Genomic DNA, 26,326 nt, shown 5'->3' on the forward strand with positions numbered 1-26,326 from the left:
TTTCCCAAGTGCTCAACCGTGCGCACGGCAGAGCTGCGTCGGTGCGCCGGGTATCCGGAAGCGGCGATATACTGGGTTCATAGCCTGATCGACATGCATGAAAACCGCATGCCGATTGCCGCGCCATACCTTTTTTCCCAAGTGCCATTCCTGGCCGCTTGCGAACGACACTAACGATTCACTACTAACAGGGGGTAGCATGCCAACAACCTGGATTCTTTCGGCCAATGCAGGCCGTGCGAGGTTCTTCGAGGAGTCGGATCCGGCGGAACCGCTGCAGGAAATCGAAGACATGGTCAATTCCGCGGTGCAGCTGCGCACGTCGGAGAGCGAAACCGACCGCCTGGGCCCAACCTCGGCAGCGGGTAGCAGCCACAACATCGGTCACGCCGGGGGTGCCGGTCCCGGCATGGCCCATAACGCCAAGGCCGGTGCGCCGAACAAGCAATACGAACCCAACCAGACACCCGCTGAACGTGCAACCGAAATGTTTGCCAAGGACGTGTCGCAGTACCTGTTGAAGGCGCAGCAGGAAGGCCGCTACCAGCAGCTGGTCATCTCGGCCTCGCCTGAATTCCTGGGTACCTTGCGCCAGGAGCTGAACCAGCAGGTCAAACAGCTGATCAAGGCCGAGTTCAACAAGGACTACACGCACTCGAATGCGCAGCAATTGCGCGAGCAGCTGCACGCCCAGCAGGCCAAGGCCGAGTAAGCCGGCAGCAGTAGCCGGGACAGGCCCGAACGCCAGCTGCGGCTGGCGTTTTTTTTCGCTCAGTGCGCCGCGGCGTGTTGCAGGGCAGCGTCCTCCGCGCAGATCCGGTTGCGCCCGCCCTGCTTGGCCACGTACAGCATCGCGTCCGCGCGCAGGAACAGTTCGTTCTCGCTGCGGTACTCCGGATAGGCCGCCACCCCGCCGCTGAAGGAAAAATGGCGCAGGTCGCCGGGCGCGACCTCGAAGGGAATCGCGCAGAATGCCTGGCGCATGGCGTCCAGCCGGCGCCTGCCCTCTTCCAGGCTGCAGTCCCAGAACACCACGACGAATTCCTCGCCGCCGAAGCGGCTCAGCAGGTCCGACTCACCCAGCTGCGGCGCCAGGGTCAGCGACAGGCGCTTGATCACGATGTCGCCGAAATGGTGGCCCCAGGTATCGTTGATGGTCTTGAACTTGTCGATGTCGATGACGCCGAGCGCCAGTTCGCAGCCTTCCTGGGCGGCGCGCCGGACCAGGCCCTGGGCCTTCTTCTGCAGGCCGACCTTGTTGAGCAGGCCGGTGGCGCGGTCCTTGCCGATCAGGTCCTTGTTGATGCGGATCTTGTTGCTGCGGTTCACCAGCTGGGCTTCCAGCAGCCCGGGCTCGCCAGTGCCCAGCACGGCATCGAAACCATCCGCCAGCGCGCGCCGGGCCAGCGCAGGATCCGGTCGGCACTGCAGCAGGGCGATCTCGCGGGTCGGATCGGCCTCGATATTCCTTTGCAGCACCCGCACGATGGCCTCGGTGCGCAGGTATTCGCCGTCGGTCACCAGCACCAGGTCGGGCTGCAGCTCCTTGACCCGCAGGTGCAGGGTCTGCGCCTCCGGGTGGCGGATCACCTCGACGCCGCGCTGCAGCAGCAGCCCCTCGTCCAGCCCAGCCAGCTCGCCCAGGACGACCATGCGTACCAGGTCGCCGTGCTTGTTCTGCACAAACAGGTTGAACAACTTGTCGACGAACACGTCGTTGGGGATCGGCTTTTCGGCATAGGCCAGGCAGTTGCTGTCGACCAGGCGCTGCTGCAGCAGGAAACGGCTGCCCTGGCGCGCGCTCTGCAGGTAGACGTAGCGGCGGTCGGCGGGCAGGCGCTGCAGCAGTTCGCCCAGCATCAGGGTGCGGCGCCGCTCCGGCATGTCGGCCTGCATGTTGTGCAGGGCGTCAAGGTCGATCACGTACAGGTTGTCGCCGCCGCCGCGGGCCACCCCCTCGACAAAGCGCGACACGTCGTCGAAGAACTGGATATCGAAGTCGTACTTATGGGCGTGCAGGAGCAGCTCGGCCCGGTTGTCCTTGATGAAGAAACTCTGCGATAGCAAAAAGACATGATTCCTGTACAACGGCATGGCTTGCGTCATGGTGCCTCGACTTCCTTGCTGGATGCGGTGCGTGCTGCGCGATTCCCGATGTTATGTTTATTGCAGGAATCTCATTGTGTTCCGGTCCGCTGCAAAAGGCAACTTGCTTAGGTCCCGGCTTGAAAAAGCGCGGTGCCAACAACACAGCCCAAGGAAAATTGTAATTAAGAAAATTATCTTAGCAGTCAGATATGACACGTTTATGAACGTTGATCCCGCCCAAACGAAAGTCCATGCGCGCCCGTCCTCCAGAACCTGAGGCCAAGACACAGCGTCCTAGCAAAACGCCAGTGACGCCGTCGGAGGTAATGATGAGCCCCGTACGCATGCTTACAGCATTCGGCGCAGCGGGGGCAGCAACGCTTGCAGCACTGGCAGCACACTCCCTGGCCACGGCCGGCCCCAATCCGGAGGCGCGCGGCACTGGCGGCCAGGCCTTCGATCCCCTGTTCGCTCCCGGCGCCATCTGCACCCCGGCGCGCGCCGGCCGCCCGCCGCTGCTCGAGCGCCTGGTGCTCGCCCAGCCGCCGGGCCTGCCGCGGCAGCGGCCGCGCGAGCGCTATCGCTGGCAGGCAAGACCACGCCGCCCGAGCAGGCCCTGATCCGCGCCGTCTCGCGCCGCTACCAGCCCGAGCCACCGGCGGATCGCGCGCCGCTCGACAAGGCGTATGCCGGTGCCATGGCCGAGGCCGCGCGCTCCTTCTCCAACAAGGAGACCATCCAGGTGCTGTATGCGGAAGCGCTGATGGACCTGTCGCCCTGGGACTACTGGCAGGCCGGCGGCACCCAGCCCAAGAACCGGACCGCCGACCTGGTGGCCGCGCTCGAGCGGGTGCTGGAGCGTAAGCCCAGCCATCCGGGTGCCGCCCATTACTACATCCACGCGATGGAAGCTTCGAGGGCTGGGCCTTGCGCGGCCTGATCGAGGTCTACGAGAAACGGGGAGACAAGCCTGCGCTGGCAGCAGCGCGAAAGCGTTTTGAAACGACCTGGCTGGGCGAGCCGGGCGGTCCGCCGCTGACGCGCCTGTAGTGGCTTGTTACAGTGCAGCGCTTTGCAGTGGCGGGCGGCGCTGCTATAGTGAGGATGCGCGACAGATGCGTCACCCTTCTGCCTCGCCTCGAAAAGCGCTGACCTGTGGTCGGCGTTTTTGCTTTGGGGCCGACTTAGTTCCCTGTCAATTAATTTCCGAATCACGGTCACCGGTGCAATGACGCAGCACGGTGCAATACGATTGGATGGCCGCGGCTTGCGCGGCTGGGGTTGATCTTGCTAACGAACATCCTGACTCTGCCATTCCTTTTGCGCCGGCCTGCGCACGCCGCGGAACGCGCCGCCCTGCCGCTGTTGCTTGCCCTGGCCGCCTGGCCCGGCATGGCCGCAGCAAGGCCCGCTCCAAGCTATGGCGCCGAGCAGCTCACCACCCTGGTCAACGCCTACCGTACGGCGCCGGGCAGCTGCGCGGGCCGCGCCGCCGCGCCGGCCGCGGCGCTGACGGCGCACCCGGCGCTGGCACGGGTACGGATCGGGCCAGGGACCTTCATCGAACTCGCACTCGAGAGCGCCGGCTTTGCCGCCGAGCGCGCCGTCTCGGTCAGCGTCAACGGTCCGCAAACGCCAGCGGAAGCGATGACGGTACTGCAGGAAAAATACTGCCGTACCCTGCTCGACACCCGCTTCTCGACCGTCGGCAGCTACCGCGAAGGGAACGAATGGACCGTGATCCTGGCCCGTCCAGCGCCGCCTTTGCCTTCCGAATCCTTTCCGGACTGGCATGAGGCCGGGAAGGCCATCCTGGCCGGGGTGAACGCGGCACGTGCCAGCGCCCGTACCTGCGGCAACCAGCGCTTCGGCCCGGCGCCGCCGGTCAGCTGGAACCCGCAACTGGGCGAAGCCGCGCTGGCCCACAGCCGCGACATGGCAACACGCCGCTACTTCAGCCACCGTGCAAAGGACGGCAGCCAGCCGGCCGACCGCGCGGCGCGCGCCGGCTATGCCTGGCAGCGGGTCGGCGAGAACATCGCCTTTGGCCAGAGCACGCCCGACGAAGCCGTGGCCGGCTGGCTCGACAGCCCGGGACATTGCGCCAACATCATGAACCCGGGCTTTACCGAGATGGGTGCGGCCTACGGTGTCGCTGCGGAAAAACGCAGCGGCATCGTCTACTGGACCCAGGTGTTCGGCCGCCCGCGCTAAGTCCTGTCTCAGGAGGTCGACGCTCCGCCTCCACCGCCCTGCTTGGTCGGGTTCAGCGTCGCGCCGCTGCTCGGATCGCCGCCCGCCACCGACGTGCCGTGGCCGGACGAGGTGCCGGTCCCGGTGCGGGTATCGTCCGCGGAAGCCGCCTCGCCCATCGCATTGCCGCCGGCAGCCGAGGCGCCGGCCGCCGGGCTGCCGCCGCCACCCAGGGAGCCACCTGCCGCGCCGGGCACGCCCTCTGCCACGTCCTGCTGGCGCATGCCTGCCCCGCCCGGCCCCTGGCCGCCGGACTGCGCCGCCGCTGCCGAGGCATCGGTGCCGCCGGCGGCGCCGACGATCTCCGAGCCGGTCGGCCGTGCCGGTGCATTCACCGGCACGGCGCCGCCTTCCGCCAGCGTGTCGCTGCGCGTTGCCGACTGCTGGCTGCCGGGCTGCCCGCCCTGGGCCGATTGCTGGTTCTGCGCGTTCTGCTGATTGCGTTCCTGATCGGTCATGGAATCCTCCTGTTGAGCATTGGTGTTCCGATGTACGGCCAGCCATGCCGGCCGCCAGTCGGAATATTCTGCCCAAGTTCCGATATCGGGGGCGTTCGCCAGCGTGTCCCTGAGCTGTCCCGGGAACATGTACGGGAAGCCCTAAGCGAACGCTCCGCGAAGCCTGATTTGGATAGACTGGGACGAGCAATCACCACACCACAGGACACCATGCAACCGAACCTCGGCCTCGTCTGCATTACCGCCTCGAAAGACGTCCGCTACCGCACGGTCACGCGCAAGCGCCTGCTCGAGCACAGCTTGGATGCCCAACGCAAACTGCTGGAAGATCTGTACCGCGACAACATCCAGACCCTGGACAAGGCGCTGCGCTACTGCGAGGCCGAGGGCATCCGCCTGTACCGCCTGCCCTCCTCGATCTTCCCCTTCGCCGACGAAGACATCGGGCGCGAGGTGCTGGCGCCCTTTGCCGCCACACTGGGCCGCTCGGGCCGGCGCGCGCTGGAACGCGGCATCCGGCTGGTGATGCACCCGGACCAGTTCGTGGTGCTGAACTCGGATTCGGAAGGGGTGGTGGCAAACAGCATCAAGATCCTGCAGATGCACGCCGACATCATGGACCTGCTGGAGCAGCCGCGCTCGCCCTGGGCCTTGCTCGAGATTCATGGCGGCAAGGGCAAGCGCGCCGACGCCTTGGTCGAGCGCATCGCCCTGCTTCCCGACGCGATCCGCTGCCGCCTGGGGTTGGAGAACGACGAATACGCCTATGGCGCGCAGGAAATCTACGAGATCTGCATGCGCGCCGGTGTGCCGATGGTCTTCGACGCCCACCACCACGTGGTGCACGACAAGCTGGCAAGCTACGAAGACCCCAGCGTGGGCGCCATGCTGCTCAAGGCGCGCGAGACCTGGGCCGATCCCGACCACCAGCTGGTACACATTTCAAACGGCCGCGAAGGTTTCAACGACCGCCAGCATTCCGACCTGATCGAGGCCATGCCCTCGTCCTACCTGGCCGCGCCCTACATCGAGATCGAGGCCAAGCTCAAGGAAGAAGCGATCCGCGGCCTGCGCGGCTGGTCGGCGTCCGCAGTCGCTTAGGCTGCCGCCACTTTCCGAAGCCAGGGTTCGACGATCGCCAGCAGCGCCTGCGGGGCCTCGATCGGGACCATGTGGCCGCTGTCCTCGATGACGGCCAGTTCGGAGCCGGGGATTCCGGCCTGCATCTCTTCGGATTCCTCGCGCGAACGCAGCCGGTCCTGGCCCGCCGCGACGATCAGGGTCGGGCAGCGGATCTCGTGCAAGCGCTCGCGGTCACTCGTGCGCACGATCGCCGACTGGCGGCGGAACACCTCGCCGCCGAGGCGCACGCCCATCGCGCGCACGCGTTCGATCAGCGCCTCGTTACCGGCCTGCTTCGGATGCAGGGAAGTGGCGATCGCGGTCTTGCTCAGCCCCGAGAAGGCCACCGAGGCCCCAGCCTTGCCCACAGTGCCGCGGCTCTGGCGCATCGAAGGCGTATCGGCGCGCGTGGACGTGGCGATCAGCACCAGCGCGCGCACCCGGCCGGGCGCCAGACGCGCGATCTCGCGGGCGACATAGCCGCCCATCGAGAAGCCGACCAGGATGAAGCCGGGAGGCGCGCCTGCCAGCGCGCGGCCGGCCATCGCTTCGATGGAGGAATCGTGGCGCAGGTCCGCGTGCTTGACCGGCCCGTACTTCTCGAGCGGCTGCTGCACGTCGTCCCAGAGCGTTTCGTCGGCCATGTAGCCGGGTACGAGCAGGATAGACATCGCGCCATGATAACAAAGGCGCCTCCGCCCACCCTGCGTCAAGTACCCTGCGTCAGGTACCCTGCGTCAGGTATTGCGCGACTGCGCCTGCGACACGTTGCTGCCCGGCGGAACGCTCTGGGTGAGCCAGACATTGCCGCCGATGGTCGAGCCGGCGCCCACCGTGATGCGCCCCAGCACCGTGGCGCCCGCGTAGATGACCACGTCGTCTTCGACGATCGGGTGGCGCGGCGCGCCCTTGACCAGGGCGCCGCTGGCATCCACCGGGAAGCGCTTGGCGCCCAGGGTCACAGCCTGGTACAGGCGTACCCGTTCGCCGATGATGGCGGTCTCGCCGATGACGACCCCGGTGCCGTGGTCGATGAAGAAGCTGCCGCCGATTTGCGCCGCCGGATGAATGTCGATGCCGGTCAGCGAGTGGCCGATGTCGGCGATCAGGCGCGCCAGGAAGGGCACCCCGAGTCGGTGCAGGCAGTGCGCCAGCCGGTGGTAGAGGATGGCGATGGTGCCGGGGTAGCACAGCATGATCTCGGCCACCGAGCTGGCGGCCGGGTCACCCGCCAGCGCGGCCTGCACGTCGGACACCAGCAGCGCGCGGATGGCCGGCAGGCCGGCGGCGAATTCGCGCGTCAGCGCCTGCGCACGCTCTGCCAGGTTCGCTTCGTCGGCCTCCTCGAACTGGGGAGAAAAGCGCAGGGCCCGCCGCACCTGTCCCACCAGCCGGTCGAGCGTCACGTTGAGCGTGTCGCCGACGAAGTAATCGATGCTCTCGTCGTTCAGGTCGGGCCGGCCGTAATGGGTCGGGAACAGCGCCGCCGAGACGCCATTCACCACCTGGGTGAGGACCTCGCGCGAGGGCAGTTCGCGCACGCGGCCCTGGTGGCGGATGTTGTGGGTCGATTCGCGCGAGGTGCGCAGCGCGTCGATGATGGGGCCCAGGTGCCATTGCACGGAGCCGGATGAGGTGGGAAATTCGCTGTTCATGTGCCGAGCCTACCTGCTTTGCCTGCTTCGGAAAACGATTTAAATCACAGGTCGATATGCGGAAACCGCTATGAAACATTGGTCGCGCATACTTTGATCGATTTCATTACTTCTGGTCCACATTTTGCTTTAAGTTAATGGATTGCGTCCCTGAGACCAGGGCACGCTCCAAGGAGGTGCCGCCGGCCGCCCCATTCCGGGACGGGCCGCACCGGCATGGAACCCACCACCCACCCCGGGAGCCGCAGTGTTCAACGCCATGTCCAGTGTCCGATCCCAGTTACGCATCGTTTTTGCGTTCGTCATCATCATTTCGACCCTCGCGACCGCCGTCGCCATCTGGCGCCTGCATGTCATGTCCGAGGAAACCGAAGCGCTCACTCGCCGCCCGCTGTCCAAGGAGCGCCTGGCCTCGCAATGGCTGCTCAACACCTCGGTGTCGGCCAAGCGCACCGCCGCGGTCGCGCGGTCGAGCGACCCGGAACTGGCCAAGGTCTTTGCTGACGAGAGTACCGAGTCGAGCCAGCGCACCAGCGTCCTGCAGAACAAGGTCGGCGAACTGCTCGACACGCCGGAAGAAAAGGCGCTGTTCGATGCCATCGGCGAGGCGCGCGGGCGCTATATCGAAACCCGCGACCGGGTGATGAAGCTGAAAGCCGAAGGCCAGGCCCTTGACGCAATGGCCCAGTTCGAGCGCGACTTCGTGCCGGCCACCCGGCACTACCTGGACAAGGTGGCCGAACTACAGGCGCTGCAGCACAAGACCATCGACGCCATGGCGCAGGACGTGCTGGACGGCGCGGCCGCCAGCACCACCATGCTGGTCGGCCTGTGCCTCCTGAGCCTCGCCGGCAGCATCGTCGCCTCCATGCTGTTCGCGCGTGCGCTGTTCCGGCGCCTGGGCGGCGAGCCGGCCGAAGCGGCGCGCGTGGCTGGCGAGATCGCCGCCGGCAAGCTGGACGTCCGGATCGACCTGCGGCCGGGCGACGAGTCCAGCCTGCTGCATGCCTTGCTGCGCATGCGCGACAGCCTGGCGCGGATCGTCGGGCAGGTCCGCGACGGCACCTCCAGCATCGGCGCATCAAGCGATGCGATGGCGAGCGAAGCACAGGAGCTGTCGCGCCGCACCGAGAGCCAGGCGGCCGCGCTGGAGCAGACGGCCTCCTCGATGAACCAGCTGGCGCACGCGATCCAGCACAGCGCCACCAGCGCCGAAGAAGCGAACGGCCTCGCGCTGACCGCTTCGACGGTAGCCCAGCAGGGCGGCGCCATGGTGGGCCAGCTGGTGGACACCATGGGCGCGATCAATGCCTCGTCGGCGCGCATCGTCGACATCACCAGCGTCATCGACGGCATCGCCTTCCAGACCAATATCCTGGCGCTGAACGCCGCGGTGGAAGCGGCGCGCGCCGGCGAGCAGGGGCGCGGCTTCGCCGTGGTGGCCAGCGAGGTGCGCAGCCTGGCCCAGCGCTCGGCGGCAGCGGCAAAAGAAATCAAGGAACTGATCGACGACTCCACGCTGCGCGTGTCGCAGGGAGCCGACCTGGCGGGCCGCGCCGGCGCGACCATGAACGGCATCGTCGAGAGCATCGGCCGGGTGACCGCGATCATGGGCGAGATCGTCGACTCGAGCAAGGAACAGGCGAGCGGCATCCAGCAGGTGCACCGCGCGGTGGCCGACATGGACAACGTCACCCAGCAGAACGCGACCCTGGTGGAGGAATCGGCGGCCGCGACCGAGTCGATGAAGGAACAGGCTGCGCGCCTGAGCCAGCTGGTGGCGGTCTTCAAGCTGGCCGACAAGCCGGCGCGCACGATGTCCGGCAAGGCCGCCAAGACCGCGCCGCGCAAGGACGAGGCGCATGCCGGTCTGCCGCGCATCGCCACGGCTGCCGCCAAGCCTGCCCAACCCGCCAAGCCCGTCGCCCGCCCTGCCCCAGCCCCGCGCGCGGCACGCAAGGCCGCCGAAGAGGAATGGGAAGAGTTCTGATCGCCCGGGCGCTTTGGTGCCGTCCGGCATTGCCGGTCCGGCGATTCTGGCGCACCATAGCGCCATCCTTACTTCTGTCGAGCCCTGCATGAACCTGCCTTCCCACCAGCTGTCGATGACGGTCCTGATGACTCCGGACACGGCCAACTTTTCCGGTAACGTCCACGGCGGCACCATCCTCAAGCTGCTCGACCAGGTGGCCTATGCCTGCGCCAGCCGCTATGCCGGTCGCTACGTGGTCACGATGAGCGTGGACCAGGTTACCTTCCGCCAGCCGATCCACGTCGGCGAACTGGTGACCTTCCTCGCCTCGGTGAACTACGCGGGACGCAGCTCGATGGAGATCGGGATCAAGGTGATCGCCGAGGACATCCGCTCCCAGGCCGTGCGCCACGTGAACAGCTGCTTCTTCACGATGGTGGCCGTGGACGACGACCGCAAACCGGTGGCGGTGCCGCCCCTGCAGCCGGCGACGGAAGACGAACATCGCCGCTTCGAGGAAGCCAAGGCGCGCAAGGCCGCCCGCCTGGAACTCGAACGCCGCCACGCCGAGCGCGCCGCCGCGCGCACCTGACCCAGCACGTCTTGCGGGCAGCGGCGTGCGGCGGGCTTGCGCCCCTTCGGCTAACATCGAGGCTCGACCATTCCCGGGAGCGCGCATGAACACTGCCCTGCTTGCACCGCTGCTGCCCCTGCTGCTCTTGTCCGCATCCCCTGCCCAGGGAGCGGACCAGGCAGGCGGCGCCACACCGCTTGCGACGATTCCTTCGCTCGACGCCAAGCGCTACATGGGCACCTGGTACGAGATCGCGAAGTTTCCGAATGATTTCCAGAAGAAGTGCGTCGGTTTCACCACCGCCACCTACAGCCTGCGCGAGGACGGCCGCGTCGACGTGCTCAACCGCTGCCGGCGCGCCGACGGCAGCACCGACGACGCCAAGGGCGTGGCGCGCCAGCCGGGCGGCGCTACCTCGCCGAAGCTGGAAGTGCGCTTCGCGCCCGCCATCGTGTCCTGGCTGCCGATGGTCTGGGGCGACTATTGGGTGATCGACCTCGACCCGGACTACCAGCTGGCGGCGGTCAGCGAACCGAAACGCGAATACTTGTGGATCCTGTCGCGCTCGCCCAAGGTCGACCCGGCCGTCTACGACGCCCTGCTGGGCCGCCTGAAGGCCCAGGGCCTGGACATGAACCGCCTGGTGCCGACCAGGCAGGCCGAATAAGGGTCTTGCCCGATTTCACGGAAGCACTACCGTTGCGTCACGCCTTGTGCTAGAATGCGAGCCCTTGGCCTGGTAGCTCAGTTGGTAGAGCAGAGGATTGAAAATCCTTGTGTCGGTGGTTCGATTCCGCCCCGGGCCACCAAGAACAGTGTCAAACAAAACGCCAACCCTCACCGGTTGGCGTTTTTGTTTTTGGCATCCAACTCAGCGTGTCCGACTTGGCTCCGTTACAAAGCGGACTGGCGCGTCGGCGGCAAACCGACCGATTCGTACAACTGGTCCGGTCCCTATCGTCGTGCGGATATGCAATATTGCCTACTTCCCAGACACCCGGCACCCAGTCACGTGGCGGCAATCATGCGCTACCAATCCGGTGAGCAAGCTATTCTGTCAACGTTGCCAGGAATGCAGTGTTAATTCAAAGAAATTTACACTACCTTCCAAAAATGCGGCTAAGACCGGCCAGGATGCTGAGCTAACGCAAGTATTCCGAAAGAAGCATCCTGTCCAGCCCAAATCTGATTTGCATGCCAGCTTCTTTCCCTAGCTTATGACCATCAAAAGTCCGCTGCTGAAGCCAGCGCCAGAAAGCACGCGCAGTGCATTTGCCATTGCCGGCCATCCGGTTCACGCGATGTTGGTGTCCTTCCCAGTCGCCTTCACACTGGGCGGGCTGGCCAGTGACCTGGCGTACTGGTGGTCCGGCGATGTTTTCTGGGCGCGCCTCTCGGTCTGGATCATCGGCGCTTCGTTCATCATGGGCAGTCTGGCAGGCCTGGCCGGCACGATGGATTTCATGATGGTGCACAAGATACGCCGGCATGTGGCGAGCTGGAGCCACTTCATTGCTGCGGTAATGCTGATCTCGCTCCTGGCTGCGAATTGGTGGTATCGCGTCAGTGATTACGAGGCAGCGGTGCTGCCTTGGGGGCTGTTCATGTCGGCGGTCAGTGCAGTGTCATTGAGCGTGGTTGGCTGGTTTGGCGGCAAGCTCGTGTTCCATCACAGCATAGGTAGCGACAATGAATGACATTCGCTTGGTGCTCAGAATGGCTTTTGTACCACCAGGACAAGGACTGCGGGAATGAGCAGCATCGGCGCCAGCAGCAGCATGCGATAGAACCATGTCGAATGCATGGGGCCCTGTTCCTTGAGTTGCTCCATCAGGTTCCCGCAATAGACATGGAAGAACACCATCATCAGAACCAGAGTGAGCTTGACAGGCAGCCAGCCGCCGGAAAAACCCCGCGCGAACAGCAGCCAGCCCCCGAACAGGATGGTGAGCAGCCCCGAGGGTGTCATGACGAAAGCGTAGAGCGTGTGCTGCATCTTGAGCGAACGTTGCCTATCCTCGTCATCTTGCGCGGAAGCTTGCTGAGCCAGGAGTTGCGGAAAATACAGCAGTGTGCCGGACCATAGCAACAGGAAGGCGATATGCAGGGTGAGCACGAGCAACATAAGCGTTCATTCCTTAAAGCAGTGCCGTAGAAAACGATCAGCGCGAGCCAGACCATGACGTGGGCCATGCCATGGATATTATTATTTTTAACATAGAATCGGCGCCATGCATGACGTTTTACTAATTAGTCGTCAACACCGAACCTGCATGACAGCAGGGTTAACGCTGCTGACGGGATGCGGGGGCGTGCAGTCTTCCCTTGCACCCAAGGGTCCGGCCGCCGCGGAAATCGCGCACATCAGCTGGATCATGTTCATCGGCGCAGCGCTGATCCTACTGCTCGTGATGGTGCTGGCTCTGTATGCAATGTACCGGGCTCCGGAAAAGCGTGTTCCTGTCGCGGCAAATAAACTGATTATTGCAGGCGGCGTCGCTTTCCCGGTAATCACATTAACGGCCCTGCTGGTCTATGGCGTGTGGAGCATGGGCGCATTACGCGGCGATCCCCAGCCGGCTCTGACCATCGATGTGACTGGCAACCAGTGGTGGTGGGAAGTGCGATACCAGCGCGACGTGCCGAGCGCAGGCTTCGCCACGGCCAACGAAATCCGCATCCCGGTCGGCGTGCAGGTGCAGCTGAGGCTGCATTCGAACGATGTCATCCATAGCTTCTGGGTGCCCAACCTGGCAGGCAAGATGGATGTGATGCCGGGCCGTGTCAACTCCCTGGTGATCCAGGCTGACAACGAAGGGGTATTTCGGGGCCAGTGCGCCGAGTTCTGCGGCGCGCAACATGCGCGCATGGCGTTTTTCGTCATTGCCCAGCCACGTGCCGAATTCGATGCCTGGATGGTGCAGCAGCGCACGCCAGCCGCAGCACCCACCAGTGACCTCGCCCGGCGCGGTCTGGAACTCTTTCGGAACAATCGCTGCATGGAATGCCATGCCGTACGCGCGATCGACGGGATGGCCATCGATACGCGCAAGGGGCCGGACCTGACCCATATTGCCAGCCGGACGCATCTGGCCGGCGGCACGCTGAAGAATAATCGTGACAACCTCATACGCATCATCGCAGACAGCCAGGGCGTGAAGCCCGGCAGTCGCATGCCCTCTTTTCCCGACCTCGGCGCCGACGAACTCGAGGCCCTGGCTGCTTACCTGGAGGGATCACCCTGATGACATCGCCAGCTTCGCCCTCCTCTCCAGCACAAGACCGTACGTCCCATCCGGCACGCATGCAGTCAGTCTGGGAGAACCCGTCCGGACTCGGCATGTTCACGGTGGTCAATCACTCGACCGTCGGTTTGCGCTTCATTATCACCGGCTTCGTCTTCTTCCTGATCGGCGGCATTCTAGCGATGTGGATACGCAGCCAGCTCACCTTCCCTGGCAACGATCTGCTCGACCACAAGACGTATGCCGAAGCCTTCACCATGCATGGCACCACCATGATGTTCTTCTTCGCGGTGCCCATGATGGAAGGTATTGCGGTCTACCTGCTGCCCAAGATGATCGGCACGCGTGACCTGATCTATCCGCGCCTGTCGGCGTTTGGCTATTGGTGTTATCTCTTCGGCGGCATACTGCTGTATTCCAGCTTCCTGTTCGACGCAGTGCCGGACGGCGGATGGTTCATGTACGTGCCGCTGAACAGTGCGCAATTTTCGGCTGGCAGCAACGTGGATTTCTGGTTGCTGGGCGTGACCTTCGCAGAGATCTCGGCAGTGGCGGCCGGCGTGGAACTGATCGTCGCCATACTGAAAACCCGCACTTCCGGCATGGCCATCAACCGCATGCCGCTCTACGCCTGGTACATCCTCGTGATGGCGTTCATGATCGTGTTCGGCTTTCCGCCGCTGATCCTGGCGTCCATCCTGCTAGAAATAGAACGCGCATTCGGCCTGCCCTTCTACGACACCGCGCTGGGCGGCGATCCCTTGCTGTGGCAGCACTTGTTCTGGATATTCGGCCATCCCGAGGTCTACATCATTTTCCTGCCGGCCGCCGGCCTGGTCACGACGATGCTCCCCACCTTTGCGCGGCACCCCATCGTGGGCTACAACTGGGTGGTCATGGCGGTGATCGCCACTGGCTTCCTCAGTTTCGGCCTGTGGGTGCATCACATGTTTGCGGTCGGCATCCCCTTGTTGTCGCTCGCTTTTTTCTCGGCGGCCAGCATGGCAGTCGCCATCCCGACCGGCATACAGGTTTTTGCCTGGATCGCCACGCTGTGGAGCGGAAGGGCGGTAATGAGTACGCCCATGTTGTATATCTTTGGTTTCCTGTTCATCTTCGTCCTGGGCGGGTTGACGGGCGTGATGGTGGCGCTCGTGCCCTTCGACTGGCAGGTACATGACACGCATTTCGTCGTCGCCCATCTGCACTACGTTTTGTTTGGCGGTATGGTTTTCCCGATGTTTGCGGCCTTCTATTACTGGCTGCCTCTGCTGTCGGGACGCGAACCGTCCCTGTATTTGAGCCGCATCGCCTTCTGGACCATCTTCATCGGCTTTAACGTCACCTTCCTGCCCATGCACTTGACCGGGCTGTGGGGCATGCCGCGGCGTGTGTACACCTATTTGCCGGAGCTGGGATGGAATGCGCTGAATTTCATCTCCACCGTGGGCGGATTTATCTCTGCCATCGGTGTGGCAATCCTGGCGGTCGACGTGATCATGCATTTTGTTGCGGGCAAACGAGCCAGACCCAATGTCTGGAATGCAGGCACGCTCGAATGGGCGATGCCGACGCCGGTCCCGCCCTACAACTTCGTGTCGCAGCCGCACGTCGATGACCGCGAGCCGCTATGGAAGAATCCCGATCTGCCACAGGAGATACAAGAAGGACGCCATCTGCTGGGCCATGCCGATGTCAGCCGCCGCGAAATCCTGATGACCAGTATCACGCATGCCAAGCCGCAAGCCGTGGTAATTTTGCCTGGCAATACCGTGGTGCCGCTCGTCGCCGCCGGTTTAACTTCCCTGTTCTTTATCGGCTTCCTAGCGAAGCTCTACTGGCTCGCTGCCCTGGGTGCGGCGGCATCGCTGGGCGCCCTGCTCGTATGGGCCTGGCAAAACGGATCGCGTCATGACCTGAGCGACATCGATGGGGGCGCGCATGGCCTGCTCCCGGTGCATAACAAGCTTTCGCTGACGCCTGGATGGTGGGGCACCCTATTCGCCTTATTGGCCGACGGTACACTCTTCATTTCACTGCTCTTTGCCTATTTTTACCTGTGGACCGTGTCGCCGCAGTGGCCGCCAGCAGAATATCGCCAGACCGGCCTGGGCCTGCCGCTTGCGGCGTTCGCGGTACTGCTGCTGGGCGGACTGGCGGCGATTCTGGCGGAATTCTGCATCCGTGCGCTGCGCAGCGGCTGGGCACAGGCGCTATATGTCACTGCGGCGGTGTCTGGTGTGCTGTTCATCGTGCTGCAGGTCCTGACGCTGCAGGGTAGCGGAGTGTCCGCGAAAGAGCATGCTTACGGCGCGTTGATTCATACCATCAGCGGATTCCAAATCGTGCATGTCGTTATTGCGATCATCATGGCCCTGTTTGCCTTGCTGCGGGTGCGGCATGGCTACCTGCATCGCACCAGGCCTGGCGAGGGCAAGGTGGTGTCACTGTTCTGGCAATACACGGTGCTGCAATGGATGCTGGGGTTCGCCACCATCCATGTATTTCCCACGGTCGTAGGAGGCTAGTCGATGGATTCTTCGACCTTGAAGCGTCTGCTCACGCTGGTAGGTGCGCCGCTCATCTGGATCGTGCATTTCGTCGTCTGCTACGTCATCGTGTCGCTCGCATGCGCATCGCAACTCGATGAATCCCGCTTCATCGGCTTGAATGCCGTGGAACTGGGTGTGGCCGCTTCCACCTTGCTTGCCGGGGCGCTCATCATCGGTATCGCTGTCGCCAGCCAGCACCGCTGGCGTCATCCTCCGGGCCCCGATCCGGACATCAGCCGCTTCTTTGCCATCGCTACCCTGTTGCTGTGCGCGATATCGCTGCTGTCCATGCTATGGGTCGCGTTTCCAACCTCAATATTGCCGACATGCGCTTCCTGAATCCTTATTTCTGGCGGTATTCCGCTATCGCCCTGCTACCGACGCAGGCATTCGCCCACGCCGGGGAACACCACGGTAGTTGGTGGACGCTGGACCCGATGGTCGTCACGCCGATGGTCCTGTTCAGCGCGCTTTATCTCGGCGGCCTGCTTTGGCTGCGCCGCAGGAAGCACGCAGGCGTTTCAATGCGGCCCCTGACACTGTCGAGTGCCGTACTCGGAGCAATCGCGCTTTTCCTCGCGCTGATCTGGCCATTCGACGCCTTTTCGGAATTCAGCTTTGCAGTACACATGGCACAGCATATGCTGCTGATCGTGGTTGCCGGTCCGCTGCTCGCCTTTGGAAGAATCGGCATTCCCATCAATGCCGCCATTGCCGCCGTATCGCCTGGCGCAGCCGCCGCACTGTCCCTTCCACGCAAATGGCTGCGCCTGTTGCTGATGCCTTCCGTAGCGTTCATTCTGCACGGCGCGGTAATCTGGATCTGGCATACGCCCCAACTGTTCGAACTCGCGCTGCGTGTCGAGTGGATTCACATACTGGAACATCTGAGTTTCCTGATTGCCGGCTACTGGTACTGGACAGTATTGATACGCCATAGCGAGAACGAAGGCTATGGATCGGCTGCGCTGTCCGTGCTGTCCACGCTGATGCATACCGGCCTGCTGGGCGCATTGTTCACCTTCGCATCACGTCCCATTTATGCCACCTACATCGCAACGCAGGGCAGCGTGGAAAGGGCACTACAAGACCAGCAGCTGGCCGGCCTGCTGATGTGGATTCCCATGGGCGCCTGTTACCTCATCGGCGGACTGGCATTTGCCGCGGCCTGGCTGCGTACTGCGGATGGGCGGAAAGAACGGCCTTTGTAGAAAGCTTCCAAAACGCGAAACCCTCGCCCAGGCAAAGCCTCAATCCTTCTTTTCCCTGAATTCAGCATCGATCACCCTGTCGTCGACGCTGTTGGGAGGGTTTCGGCCAGTGAATTTGAAGAACGACGCTAGCATTCGGTCGAACATGGCTCGCCTCAGCCAAGGGAATGTGAGAATGAAAGCGGTCGTGAAACCTGTAAACGCCGCGGGCACGTATTCGCCTCGCCACAAGAAGTGCAGCAAGCAAAGTGCCAGCAAGCTCACCATGAATGGCCGACGGACGGGTTTAGGCAGCAGACCGACAATGCGCAGCTTGCCTTTTCTTATCCACGGGAAGCGTGCCAAAAGAGCGCCAAGCAGCAATCCTGCCAGGACCCGGCCCGTGCCGAGATACTCGGCCAGAACGCCGATGACAAGGAAACCGGTATAGGTCATCGTGCTGGCCAAGGCTGCCAGCACGAATAACGCGACAGCGATCGTTCGCTTTGGCATACGAATCGCCGTGGTGAGTAGAAAAGCTAGGATTTGTACACTCCTGCAATGGGCATTGGAAGGCTGTTGCAAATTCTAGCAGCACTCTTCGTGTCAGGCTTTTCAACCGGTAGCGAGGTGTGGCGCCTGCCGTTCCATACAAACGCCGGAAAACCGCCATTGATGGCAAAGTAGCGGACTTCGACATCTTCGAACTTGGGATCTGCGATGAACTATCCTTCCGTACACCAGTACTTGCAGCACGTTGCCGACCGAAACCCCGGCCAGCCCGAGTTCCTGCAGGCTGTCACCGAAGTGATGGAAAGCCTGTGGCCCTTCATCGAACAGCATCCCCGCTACGCCGAGCAAGGCCTGCTCGACCGTCTGGTCGAGCCCGAGCGCGTGGTCATGTTTCGCGTCTCGTGGGTGGATGACCATGGCCAGGTCCGTGTCAACCGCGGCTACCGGATCCAGCACAGCATGGCGATCGGTCCCTATAAAGGAGGCTTGCGCTTCCACCCTTCGGTCAACTTGTCGGTACTGAAATTTCTCGCCTTCGAACAGACGTTCAAGAACGCACTGACCACCCTGCCCATGGGCGGAGGCAAGGGCGGCTCCGATTTCGACCCCAAAGGCAAGAGCCCGGGCGAGGTGATGCGCTTCTGCCAGGCTTTCGTGAGCGAACTGTTCCGCCATGTCGGCGCCGACACGGATGTTCCGGCCGGCGACATCGGCGTCGGCGGCCGCGAAATCGGCTACATGGTGGGGATGATGAAAAAGCTGAGCAACCGGGCCGACTGCGTGTTCACGGGCAAGGGGCTGAGCTACGGGGGCTCGCTGATACGCCCGGAAGCGACCGGCTACGGGACCGTGTATTTTGCGGAAGAAATGCTCAAGACCCGCGGCCGCTCCTTCGATGGCCTGCGCGTGAGCGTGTCCGGCTCGGGCAACGTAGCGCAATACGCCGTGGAAAAGGCCATGTCCCTGGGCGCCAGGGTCGTGACGGTATCCGACTCGAGCGGCACCGTGATCGACATGGACGGCTTTACGCCCGAGAAGCTGGCCGTCCTGATGGAGGTGAAGAACCATCTGTATGGCCGCGTCAGCGACTATGCCCAGCGCACCGGCAGCAGTTTCGAAGCCGGCGTGCGCCCCTGGCACGTGCCGGTCGATGTGGCGCTGCCATGCGCGACCCAGAACGAACTGGACGCAGGGGATGCCGCCGTCCTGATCCAGAATGGCGTGCTGTGCGTGGCTGAAGGAGCCAACATGCCCTCGACCATCGATGCCGCGAAAGCCTTCGAGGCCGCCGGCGTACTGTACGCCCCGGGAAAAGCCAGCAACGCCGGCGGTGTCGCCACTTCCGGCCTGGAGATGAGCCAGAACGCGGCGCGCCTGTCCTGGCCCAGCGAGGAGGTCGATGCCCGGCTGCTGCAAATCATGAAGGGGATCCACGCAGCCTGCCTGGCGTACGGAAAGCGTGCCGACGGCGGCATCAGCTATGTGGACGGCGCCAATATTGCCGGGTTCGTGAAAGTGGCCGACGCGATGCTGGCGCAAGGTGTGATCTGAGTTGGGGAAACGCCAATCCATGCAGATTGGCGTCTTTTTGCTTTCTGCCCTGCACAGATCCTGTTCCAGTGAATGTTGTCGTCCGCGCGGCACAGTCCATCCCCACCGCCTTTCCTGTCATACGCCGGTCATGAGCGCACCTGATGATGGGACAACACGAGCTCCGGCGCGTTGTCCGTGCCGGCTCGGACATTCGGATGGTGCCTCATGTACACAAGCGCGTACACAAGCGATAAGCGGCTGTTGATCCTCGATGCGGACGGCACTACCATCGATGCGTTTTCCGCCATCGAAGCCGCCTTCTCCCGCCATGGGATGGCGATCGGAGCGGAAACCAATTTCCAGAAACGGCACCACCTGCTCAAGTATGTCGGCGGCCTGAAGGAATTCCCCGCCATCATCCGGAAAAACCTGCGCAAGAACAGCCGCGCCCGGCTGGTTGACACCCTGACCGGCATCTACCGGCAGGAGGCCAGCCTGTATGAAGGCATTCCCGAGCTGATCCGCGAACTGATCGCCGCGCCCGACATTCTGGTCGGCATCGTGACGCGCAACGTGACCATCGAGCCGCTGGAAACCCTGCGCCAGCTGTTCCGCCGCCACGACATCGATATCGGCGAGCTGGACTTCCTGGTCCATATTCCCCTGAAAGAGAAAAAGACCGCACAGTTCCGCGTGCTGCGCGAGCGCTTCGGCATCAACCCGGCGCGGGCCTATGTCTGCGGCGACGAGCACAAGGATTTCGCCGCGGCGATCAACACCGGCATGCATCCCTTCATGGTCTCGTATGGTTTCGAAGACCACGAGCGGCTGACCAACAACTACGATATTCCGCCGGAACTGATCTCCCGCACGTCCGCCGAGCTGTGCTGCCGCATCCGGCACGCGCTCGACCTCGGCGTGCTCGCTCAGGCGCCGTACCAGAACAGCAGCATGCTGATGGCGCCGAACATCCAGTAATCGACCGGCGCGCCGAAGGCCCAGTGCCTATGCCAGGGCACGCATTCCTGCCTGAAGCGCCGCCAGCCGAAGGCCGGATTGACGACGAACCAGAGGTAGTCCTCGACGATCCAGAACAGCATGATCGAGGCCATCACCATGGCCTCGAGCCGCAGCGACCATTGACCGATGAAGAACAGCGGGAAGTGGAAGACCAGGCCAATGAAGGAGAACATCCACAGGTGGTAGCCGGTCAGGGCGCGGCCACCCCAGAAGATGTCGAGCAGCGGATGCTGTTCGATACGCCAGGTCGGCAGGTTCGCCGCCCAGCCGGCCTCGCCCTCGATCTCCACCTCGACCCGCGCGAACAGGTAGGCCAACATCAACACGGCACACACTGTCGCCACAACCCGGCCCGCCTCCGACAACTCAAGCATACGCCTCTTCACTTTCCTGACCTGATCGAACCAGGACGGTTTCCAGTACCTGTCTGGCCGCGTGCGGACGTCCCAGCGTCCGCGCGCGGCCAGCCATCTCTTTCAGCTTGGCCGGTCGCGCCATCAGGTAACGGATACGGTAATCCAGGGTCGGCAGGTCGGAGGCCTTGAGCGCCGCCCCTTGCTCCAGCAGGAAATTCGCGTTGTGCTCTTCCTGCCCCGGAATCGGCGCATGCAGGATCATGGGCAGGCCCATGGCTAAGCATTCGGCAAGCGTCGAGCCGCCCGGCTTCGTGACGACGAGGTCGGCGCAAGCCATCAGGCGCTCGACCTGGTCGGTATAGCCCTGGGGCGCCAGCCGGCCCGGGAAGCGTTCGGCCAGCACGTGCAGTGCGCTCAGTTCAGCAAGGTTCTTCCCCGCCAGAACGATCAGCTGGAAATCGCCGGGGATGGCCAGCAGGCGCTGCGCCACCCGGCTCAAGTCGCCCAGGCCGGCGCCACCGCCCATCAGGAGAAAGGTCGTCAAGCTTGGGTCGAGGCCCAGCGCACGGGCGCATTCGGCGCGGTCGTGCCGACGCGAAAACGCCGGCATGGTCGGGATGCCGGCAACATGGATCGCCCCTGCCGGGATGCCCTGCTCCCGCATGCGAAACGCCACCTCGTCGTTGCCGGCGAAGTAGCCGGCCATATGCGGGTGCACCCACATGCGGTGCAGGTCGAAGTCGGTCACCTGTACCCAGACCGGGCAGTGCAAGGCGCCGGCCGCGATCTGCCGGGACAGCAGTTCAGCCGGCTGGAAATGGGTGCATACCACCACGTCGGGCTTCAGCGTGGCGATTTGTGCCAGCAGCGGCCGGCAGTCGCGCCCTTCGATCCAGCGCCGCAGGCGGTTGAACCAGCCGTCCGGACGGGCCTGGTCCGTGAGCCGGTAGACATGGCGCCACAGGCCTGGCGCGCGCTTGACCAGGCACAGGTAGAAGTCGGTATAGACCTTGCGCAGGCACGGCGTGCCAAAGGCCATTGCGTCGAGGTGGACCACCCTGGCATCGCCATATTCCTCGGCCGCGCAGGTACGGATGGCTTCGGCCACCCGGGTATGACCGGCGCCGGCCGGCACGCTGAGCACGAGGATCTTTTTCCCGGCCAGGCCGCGCTGGATGTCACCTTCCCTCATGGCGCTGCCATCCGCTTGTCCATGCACGTCCCCCGCTAAGGATATGCATGGAATGTAAGCGCGGAATATGACCGGCCCATGACGGCGGCCATCGCTCCCGGCGAGGTCAGGGAGCGTTCTTCGCCTGCGCCATCTCGAGCGCGGGCAAGGTAACCGTCAGGAAGGACGACACCTGACCGATCAGGTCAACCGCTTGCTGGCGCACCTGCTCCATCTGCTGGATCGACAGCTCTGCCTGGCGAACTGCCTGCTGGAGCAGTGTGCGGCGCTGCATGAGGGCATCCAGCAAGCTCGCATCCGACGCGCTGCCGGCGAGTTTCGACACGACGGCAAGCGCCGCCAGGTGCAGGCCCAGGTTCCTCGCCGATTCCGCCAGCTTGCGCGTGGCCACCTCGCTGTCCGCCACGAGTTGCAGGAGCTGCGCACGGGACGCTGTCAGCGCGGGCTTGTACTGCGCAGGCGATGCCGGGCGGCGCAGCAGCTTGCCGAACACGCCCGTTGGCGCCCTGGTGCTTTCGAGCGCGGCGTCGAGGATGGCCGGCACGCCCATTTGCGCGAACTTCATCACCAGCTCGGTCACCGGCTGGAGCAGCGCGGCCTGCTCCATCAAGGGCTCCTCCGCCCACTGCGTGACCAGTGGCAGCTTGAGCGGCAGGAGGCGGCGGAACAAGGCGGCCAGGCGCTGCTCCGAGTGCGTGAACACTACCGGATGCTCGGCCCGGGCGATCGCCAGGGCGTCGCGTACCGCCGGATGGTCTTCGCTGTCGAACAGCGCGCCGGGCGCAGCTTTCGCGGTCGCGCCCGGCGATATCGGTGCCGGGGGAAGTTCGTCGAATGACAGCGCCCTGGGCGGGCTGTCGCCGGCAAGCGGCGCAGCATCCTGCGGGGTTGCGGCATCTTCCGCGTCACCGAAGTCGAAGGCCCGCGGCACGGCTGGCCCCTTGGCCGGATCGGAAGGGGCTTCCGGCTCTCCGCCGAAATCGAATGCCTTGGGCGTCTGGTCTGTCATCGGCTACCTGGCATCGCGCGCCATTTCCGCTTCATGGAACAAGGACGCGGCAGACACGCGTGCCCGCTCTCAGACGGTACCGCCGAGTTTGCGGACGAAGGTTGCCAGGTTCAGCTTGAAGCCGGCGCCGACGGCCTGGAAGCGCCATTCGCCATCCTTGCGGTACAGCGAGCCGAACTGCAGCGCGGTCTTGTCCGAATAGTCCTCGTCCAGGTCATACTCCGCGAGCACTTCCCCAGTCTCGTCGTTGTACACCTTGACGTAGGCGTCCGTGACACGGCCAAAGGTCTGCTTGCGCACTTCGGCGTCGTGGATGGTCACGACAATCGGCATCTCCACGACCTCGGCTTCGACCTTGCCCAGGTCGACGGTAATGACCTCGTCGTCGCCATCCTTGTCACCCGTGCGGTTGTCGCCGGAGTGCACCACAGCCCCATCCGGGGAAGTGGTGTGGTTGTAATAGACGAAGTGGGCATTGCTGATCATGACCGGGTTATCGCTCGCATCCCGCCGGCACAGGAAGACCGACGAGTCGAGGTCGAAGGGTTGGCCTTCGACCGGGTTGACCTTCCATCCGAGGCCGACACGAACGCGCTTCAAGCCCGGCGCGGTTTTTTCGAGGTTGATGCGGTGGCCAGTGTGGAGCGTCGTCGACATGGACTTTCCTTTTTCCTATAAGGTGAAAATGACGATCAGGCGCCGGTTGGCGAAAAGCGCGCAATCAGCTCGCGCTCCAGTTCCTGCAGCTTGGGCAGTTCATCCTTGCGGCGCTGCTGGCCTTCGTTCGAGATCTGTTCGAGCTTGTCGAAGGCGGTCATCAGCTGGGTCTGGACGTGCTGGGCGGTTTCCAGGCTGACCAGGGAACGCTGCTTGGCACGGGCTACCGTCTCGGTATTGTCCAGCAACATGTCGGCCTGGGCACGGAAGGCCGCGTCGGTGGCGTCGTAGGCCGCGTTGGCGACCGCCGCGCTCTGCTTGGCCTCCAGCTGCAGCAGGTAGAGCGAAAACACGTTGCGCCAGGCCGGAATCGACACGTTGACGATATCCGTGAAGGTGTCCGTCAGGGCCCGGGCGTTGTCCTGCGACAGGCGGATCTGCGGCACCATCTGCGTGGCCATCAGCATGGCGCGGCGCAGGTCGTCGATGCGTTTCTCGAGACGCTCGAGACGGCGCTTGAGCTCAGTCGCCTGCTGCGCCTCGAAGGCATTGGCAGCCGCGGCCTGCTGCGCGAGCGCTTGGCGCAGGCGCTCCGCCCAGGCTTCGCCCTTCTTCACATCGGCATCCAGGCCCTGGTAGTACAGTTCGAGGCTTTTGTACATCTCGTCGAAATCCTGGATGCGCCCACGGTGCACGTTGGCATGCCGCGTCATCTCCGCGATCAGGGTATCCATGCGCGATTCGACCACCTGGTACTGCGACAGCATCTTTTCCTTGACCGAGCCGAACATGTTCCCCAGGCGCGACAGCAGGCCGCCCGAACGGAGCTTGGCCGGGTCCAGGCCTTTCGAGGTCGCGATCAGTTCGTTCAGCTGCGTGCCGAACACATCCGCATCCGACGCACGCACCGTGCCGAGCAGCTTGGCCGACACTTTCGCCACGCCTGCGCCGGTGGAACCACCCAGGGCTTCGATGGCCTTGTCATCGATACCGGAAATGTCGACCCTCACCAGCGGCGCCGCGCTGGCCTCCGGGCGTGCGGCCGGCAGCGTGTCCGACGTCGGGGCTGGATTCAGCAAGGGCGGAAACGCCGGCGTCGCGGGAACCGGGGGTGCTGCGTTCGCTTCTTCGTCGGAGGTGAACAGCGGTTTCATAGGTTTCCTTCAGGTGAGAAGTGACAACATCAAATAGCTTACCACCGGACAATCGGTCTGCGTGAGCATCGTCTAACCACCACGACTAGCGTTAAGCTGGCCGTCATGCGCTAAGCATAGCCTGTGCACCAAATGGACACTCATTCAGTGCAAGCAATCCAGCGATTTCATGTGAATTGAGTTTTTGCATGTCTCATATTGTTCGCCTCAAGCAGCGCGCAAGATGCTGAATTGAGCAAACGCAGTAGCCGGGAGCGCCCTCTCCAACTGCCAGGTAATGCTCATCGGTTGAGCTCCATGAGCATCTTTTAGGACTACTGGTCCGCATGCCAGGTATGCGCTGTCTTGATCACTTCGCACGAATAACTGGAACTGCCAGCCATTTCTCTCCGCCCCCACGCTCTGCAAATACCGCTGCCCGGCCGCACTCTGCGGGCTACAACTGTTCTGCGTCTGCCAATGGAACAGCTCATGGCTAAGCGCGTAGTCATGGTAAGCAATCGCATCGTGAAAACCACTGCGCTTGTCGAGAGTCACAAACAGGAGTTCGGTCTTGCGCTCCTTGAGCCTTAAGACGCCTTCGCCAAAGCGTGGTCGCTTCTCTGCAGTCAGGTATCCCACTGCAGTGAGAATTTCATTGATTCGATAATGTGCATGCAGGCAAAGCGGCACATCCTCAAGCCCAGGGATGGGGACGCTCCGCACTGCCGCGCTCACTTCCAGGACTTGAGCAAGTTCAGTCAGTTCTTTCAAGCTGTGCGGATTCTGCTGGAGTCGCCGCAAAAAGTCGCTTCCACTTCCTACGCGACTGGCAGTCCCATCGACCTGGTAAGCCAGCATCTGGAGACGTCGGCCATTGCGTGGATCATTGAGCACTGCCTCCACATCTGGATGTGCTAAGGCCTGCATCAGCGCTATCTGCTCCGGGTCGTCAATATGCAACAGCGCGCTGAAGCGGCGTCCAAAGTACTCTTCTTCCGGATCTTCTTGCCCTGCCAGCAGTTCAGCAGAACGCTGGAGCGCAGTCCAGCCGCTGCGCGCAGTGCTGCGATAAACGTCGCTCACATTCAGCGCCTGCTCGTGCAGAAAACGGGATAGGCCGAGCTGATTCCGGCCATGCAAGCTGACGAAGGTCTGCAACTCACGAATCAGCCGGCGCCAGTTTTGCTGAATCAGGTTACGCAAACTGGCCAGCACTTGGTCGCGCGTACGCTGTTGCAGTTGCATGTAACAACCTGTGGGCAATTTACTGAACCCGTTTGCAGCCCCGTCCAGCAATTCGCGCCGACTCAGTCCAGTAAGCTGGCCGAGTAAATGGTCGAACCGGAATTCCTTCTGGTACTGGCCGATAAAGTCGAGCACCAGACAGCTTTCTTTCCCCTTGAAGAGGCGTAGTCCGCGGCCAATCTGCTGTTGGAATATCACTGGGCTCTGCGTTGGCCTCAGCAGCAGCAAGGTATCCACCATCGGCAAGTCGATGCCTTCGTTGTAGAGATCGACCGTCACCAATACGCAAACCTCACCACTGGCCAGCTTGCGCGGAGCGGCCATACGTTCCTCGCGGCTCGATTGTCCGGTAACGCACAGGGCGGGCAAGCCAGCACGAACGAATTGCCCTGTCATGAAACGTGCGTGATCAACGCTTACACAGAAAGCGATAGCCCGGCTCTCACGCGGATTTGCGCACAAGCGGTGCCATTCATTCACGATCAAGCGGGCGCGAATATGATTTCCGGTGAAGAGGCCATCCAGCGCCTTTTGTTCATCGGCCCGGTTCCATGGA

27 protein-coding genes and 1 tRNA gene are annotated in these 26,326 nt (G+C 63.3%); 16 read left to right on the forward strand and 12 right to left on the reverse strand.

Features of this window, described 5'->3' with window-relative positions:
- Window positions 1–199 precede the first annotated feature (199 nt).
- The gene (locus MA09_RS07125) at window positions 200–712 is read left to right on the forward strand and encodes a host attachment protein (RefSeq protein ID WP_036246539.1); all 513 of its coding nucleotides are present in this window, start codon (window positions 200–202) and stop codon (window positions 710–712) included.
- A 59-nt stretch (window positions 713–771) separates the two neighbouring features.
- Here the strand turns inward: MA09_RS07125 and MA09_RS07130 are convergent, their stop codons facing one another.
- Window positions 772–2,067 (reverse strand): diguanylate cyclase, encoded by a 1,296-nt coding sequence (locus MA09_RS07130; RefSeq protein ID WP_229440593.1) that lies wholly within the window; start codon window positions 2,065–2,067, stop codon window positions 772–774.
- Window positions 2,068–2,432: 365 nt separating this feature from the next.
- On the opposite strand from MA09_RS07130, the gene MA09_RS07135 reads away from it, so the two are divergent.
- From MA09_RS07135 to MA09_RS07145, 3 genes are all read left to right on the forward strand, one after another.
- Complete coding sequence (locus MA09_RS07135; protein ID WP_036246546.1) at window positions 2,433–2,708, forward strand: hypothetical protein; 276 nt, start codon at window positions 2,433–2,435, stop codon at window positions 2,706–2,708.
- Between the two features lie 77 nt (window positions 2,709–2,785).
- Entirely contained in the window at window positions 2,786–3,028 is a 243-nt protein-coding gene (locus tag MA09_RS25015; protein WP_036246549.1) for a hypothetical protein, read from the forward strand.
- Between the two features lie 347 nt (window positions 3,029–3,375).
- Window positions 3,376–4,302, forward strand: coding sequence for a CAP domain-containing protein (locus MA09_RS07145; protein WP_229440594.1), 927 nt, complete (start codon window positions 3,376–3,378; stop codon window positions 4,300–4,302).
- 8 nt (window positions 4,303–4,310) lie between these two features.
- On the opposite strand, the gene MA09_RS07150 is transcribed toward MA09_RS07145, so the two are convergent.
- Window positions 4,311–4,799 carry a hypothetical protein gene (locus MA09_RS07150; protein ID WP_036246552.1) on the reverse strand — a complete coding sequence of 163 codons (489 nt, stop codon included), beginning with the start codon at window positions 4,797–4,799 and terminating at the stop codon, window positions 4,311–4,313.
- 210 nt (window positions 4,800–5,009) lie between these two features.
- Between MA09_RS07150 and uvsE the strand changes: the two genes are divergently transcribed.
- Window positions 5,010–5,900, forward strand: coding sequence for a UV DNA damage repair endonuclease UvsE (gene uvsE / locus MA09_RS07155; protein WP_036246554.1), 891 nt, complete (start codon window positions 5,010–5,012; stop codon window positions 5,898–5,900).
- Here uvsE and MA09_RS07160 read toward each other — a convergent pair.
- The gene (locus tag MA09_RS07160) at window positions 5,897–6,592 is read right to left on the reverse strand and encodes an alpha/beta fold hydrolase (RefSeq protein ID WP_036246557.1); all 696 of its coding nucleotides are present in this window, start codon (window positions 6,590–6,592) and stop codon (window positions 5,897–5,899) included. The two genes, uvsE and MA09_RS07160, sit on opposite strands and share 4 nt — an antisense overlap.
- 66 nt (window positions 6,593–6,658) lie before the next feature.
- The gene (gene epsC, locus MA09_RS07165) at window positions 6,659–7,576 is read right to left on the reverse strand and encodes a serine O-acetyltransferase EpsC (protein ID WP_036246559.1); all 918 of its coding nucleotides are present in this window, start codon (window positions 7,574–7,576) and stop codon (window positions 6,659–6,661) included.
- A gap of 259 nt (window positions 7,577–7,835) precedes the next feature.
- Here epsC and MA09_RS07170 point away from each other — a divergent pair, with 259 nt between their 5' ends.
- The 5 genes from MA09_RS07170 to MA09_RS07190 all read left to right on the forward strand — a co-directional run bounded on the left by MA09_RS07170 (window position 7,836) and on the right by MA09_RS07190 (window position 11,819).
- Window positions 7,836–9,566: a methyl-accepting chemotaxis protein gene (locus MA09_RS07170; RefSeq protein ID WP_036246598.1), complete on the forward strand. Its 1,731-nt coding sequence runs from the start codon at window positions 7,836–7,838 to the stop codon at window positions 9,564–9,566.
- A gap of 88 nt (window positions 9,567–9,654) precedes the next feature.
- A complete protein-coding gene (locus MA09_RS07175) occupies window positions 9,655–10,140 on the forward strand; it encodes an acyl-CoA thioesterase (protein ID WP_036246601.1) in 486 nt (161 codons plus the stop codon).
- Between the two features lie 85 nt (window positions 10,141–10,225).
- Window positions 10,226–10,789, forward strand: coding sequence for a lipocalin family protein (locus tag MA09_RS07180; RefSeq protein WP_036246561.1), 564 nt, complete (start codon window positions 10,226–10,228; stop codon window positions 10,787–10,789).
- A 66-nt stretch (window positions 10,790–10,855) separates the two neighbouring features.
- Window positions 10,856–10,931: transfer RNA gene (locus MA09_RS07185), tRNA-Phe, on the forward strand.
- 408 nt (window positions 10,932–11,339) lie between these two features.
- A complete protein-coding gene (locus tag MA09_RS07190; RefSeq protein ID WP_036246563.1) occupies window positions 11,340–11,819 on the forward strand; it encodes a DUF2231 domain-containing protein in 480 nt (159 codons plus the stop codon).
- A gap of 14 nt (window positions 11,820–11,833) precedes the next feature.
- On the opposite strand, the gene MA09_RS07195 is transcribed toward MA09_RS07190, so the two are convergent.
- Window positions 11,834–12,247 carry a CopD family protein gene (locus tag MA09_RS07195; RefSeq protein WP_036246566.1) on the reverse strand — a complete coding sequence of 138 codons (414 nt, stop codon included), beginning with the start codon at window positions 12,245–12,247 and terminating at the stop codon, window positions 11,834–11,836.
- A gap of 148 nt (window positions 12,248–12,395) precedes the next feature.
- On the opposite strand from MA09_RS07195, the gene coxB reads away from it, so the two are divergent.
- From coxB to MA09_RS07215, 4 genes are all read left to right on the forward strand, one after another.
- The gene (gene coxB / locus MA09_RS07200; protein ID WP_036246568.1) at window positions 12,396–13,367 is read left to right on the forward strand and encodes a cytochrome c oxidase subunit II; all 972 of its coding nucleotides are present in this window, start codon (window positions 12,396–12,398) and stop codon (window positions 13,365–13,367) included.
- Window positions 13,368–13,462: 95 nt separating this feature from the next.
- Window positions 13,463–15,895, forward strand: a complete 2,433-nt coding sequence (ctaD, locus tag MA09_RS07205) for a cytochrome c oxidase subunit I (RefSeq protein WP_229440595.1) — start codon at window positions 13,463–13,465, stop codon at window positions 15,893–15,895.
- A gap of 3 nt (window positions 15,896–15,898) precedes the next feature.
- Window positions 15,899–16,258 (forward strand): hypothetical protein, encoded by a 360-nt coding sequence (locus MA09_RS07210; RefSeq protein ID WP_036246573.1) that lies wholly within the window; start codon window positions 15,899–15,901, stop codon window positions 16,256–16,258.
- Window positions 16,246–17,130, forward strand: coding sequence for a cytochrome c oxidase assembly protein (locus tag MA09_RS07215; protein WP_051933246.1), 885 nt, complete (start codon window positions 16,246–16,248; stop codon window positions 17,128–17,130). Before MA09_RS07210 ends, MA09_RS07215 begins: the two co-directional genes overlap by 13 nt.
- 39 nt (window positions 17,131–17,169) lie before the next feature.
- Here the strand turns inward: MA09_RS07215 and MA09_RS07220 are convergent, their stop codons facing one another.
- On the reverse strand, window positions 17,170–17,622 hold the full coding sequence (locus tag MA09_RS07220; RefSeq protein ID WP_036246575.1) for a hypothetical protein: 453 nt from the start codon (window positions 17,620–17,622) through the stop codon (window positions 17,170–17,172).
- Between the two features lie 207 nt (window positions 17,623–17,829).
- On the opposite strand from MA09_RS07220, the gene gdhA reads away from it, so the two are divergent.
- Both gdhA and MA09_RS07230 read left to right on the forward strand, forming a co-directional pair.
- Window positions 17,830–19,173, forward strand: a complete 1,344-nt coding sequence (gene gdhA, locus MA09_RS07225) for an NADP-specific glutamate dehydrogenase (RefSeq protein WP_036246576.1) — start codon at window positions 17,830–17,832, stop codon at window positions 19,171–19,173.
- A gap of 207 nt (window positions 19,174–19,380) precedes the next feature.
- On the forward strand, window positions 19,381–20,133 hold the full coding sequence (locus MA09_RS07230; protein WP_036246577.1) for an HAD family hydrolase: 753 nt from the start codon (window positions 19,381–19,383) through the stop codon (window positions 20,131–20,133).
- Here the strand turns inward: MA09_RS07230 and MA09_RS07235 are convergent.
- From MA09_RS07235 to MA09_RS07260, 6 genes are all read right to left on the reverse strand, one after another.
- Window positions 20,082–20,549 carry a hypothetical protein gene (locus MA09_RS07235; protein ID WP_036246579.1) on the reverse strand — a complete coding sequence of 156 codons (468 nt, stop codon included), beginning with the start codon at window positions 20,547–20,549 and terminating at the stop codon, window positions 20,082–20,084. The two genes, MA09_RS07230 and MA09_RS07235, sit on opposite strands and share 52 nt — an antisense overlap.
- Window positions 20,542–21,723, reverse strand: a complete 1,182-nt coding sequence (locus MA09_RS07240) for a glycosyltransferase (protein ID WP_051933247.1) — start codon at window positions 21,721–21,723, stop codon at window positions 20,542–20,544. Before MA09_RS07240 ends, MA09_RS07235 begins: the two co-directional genes overlap by 8 nt.
- Before the next feature lie 106 nt (window positions 21,724–21,829).
- Window positions 21,830–22,732 (reverse strand): hypothetical protein, encoded by a 903-nt coding sequence (locus MA09_RS07245; protein WP_036246581.1) that lies wholly within the window; start codon window positions 22,730–22,732, stop codon window positions 21,830–21,832.
- A 69-nt stretch (window positions 22,733–22,801) separates the two neighbouring features.
- Window positions 22,802–23,389 (reverse strand): TerD family protein, encoded by a 588-nt coding sequence (locus MA09_RS07250; RefSeq protein ID WP_036246583.1) that lies wholly within the window; start codon window positions 23,387–23,389, stop codon window positions 22,802–22,804.
- A 35-nt stretch (window positions 23,390–23,424) separates the two neighbouring features.
- Window positions 23,425–24,543 carry a toxic anion resistance protein gene (locus MA09_RS07255; protein WP_036246584.1) on the reverse strand — a complete coding sequence of 373 codons (1,119 nt, stop codon included), beginning with the start codon at window positions 24,541–24,543 and terminating at the stop codon, window positions 23,425–23,427.
- Between the two features lie 207 nt (window positions 24,544–24,750).
- A partial coding sequence (locus MA09_RS07260) for a DUF3427 domain-containing protein (protein ID WP_036246607.1) occupies window positions 24,751–26,326 on the reverse strand: 1,576 nt, incomplete at its 5' end.

The organism is Massilia sp. BSC265, assembly GCF_000740675.1.
GTDB lineage: Bacteria > Pseudomonadota > Gammaproteobacteria > Burkholderiales > Burkholderiaceae_D > Telluria.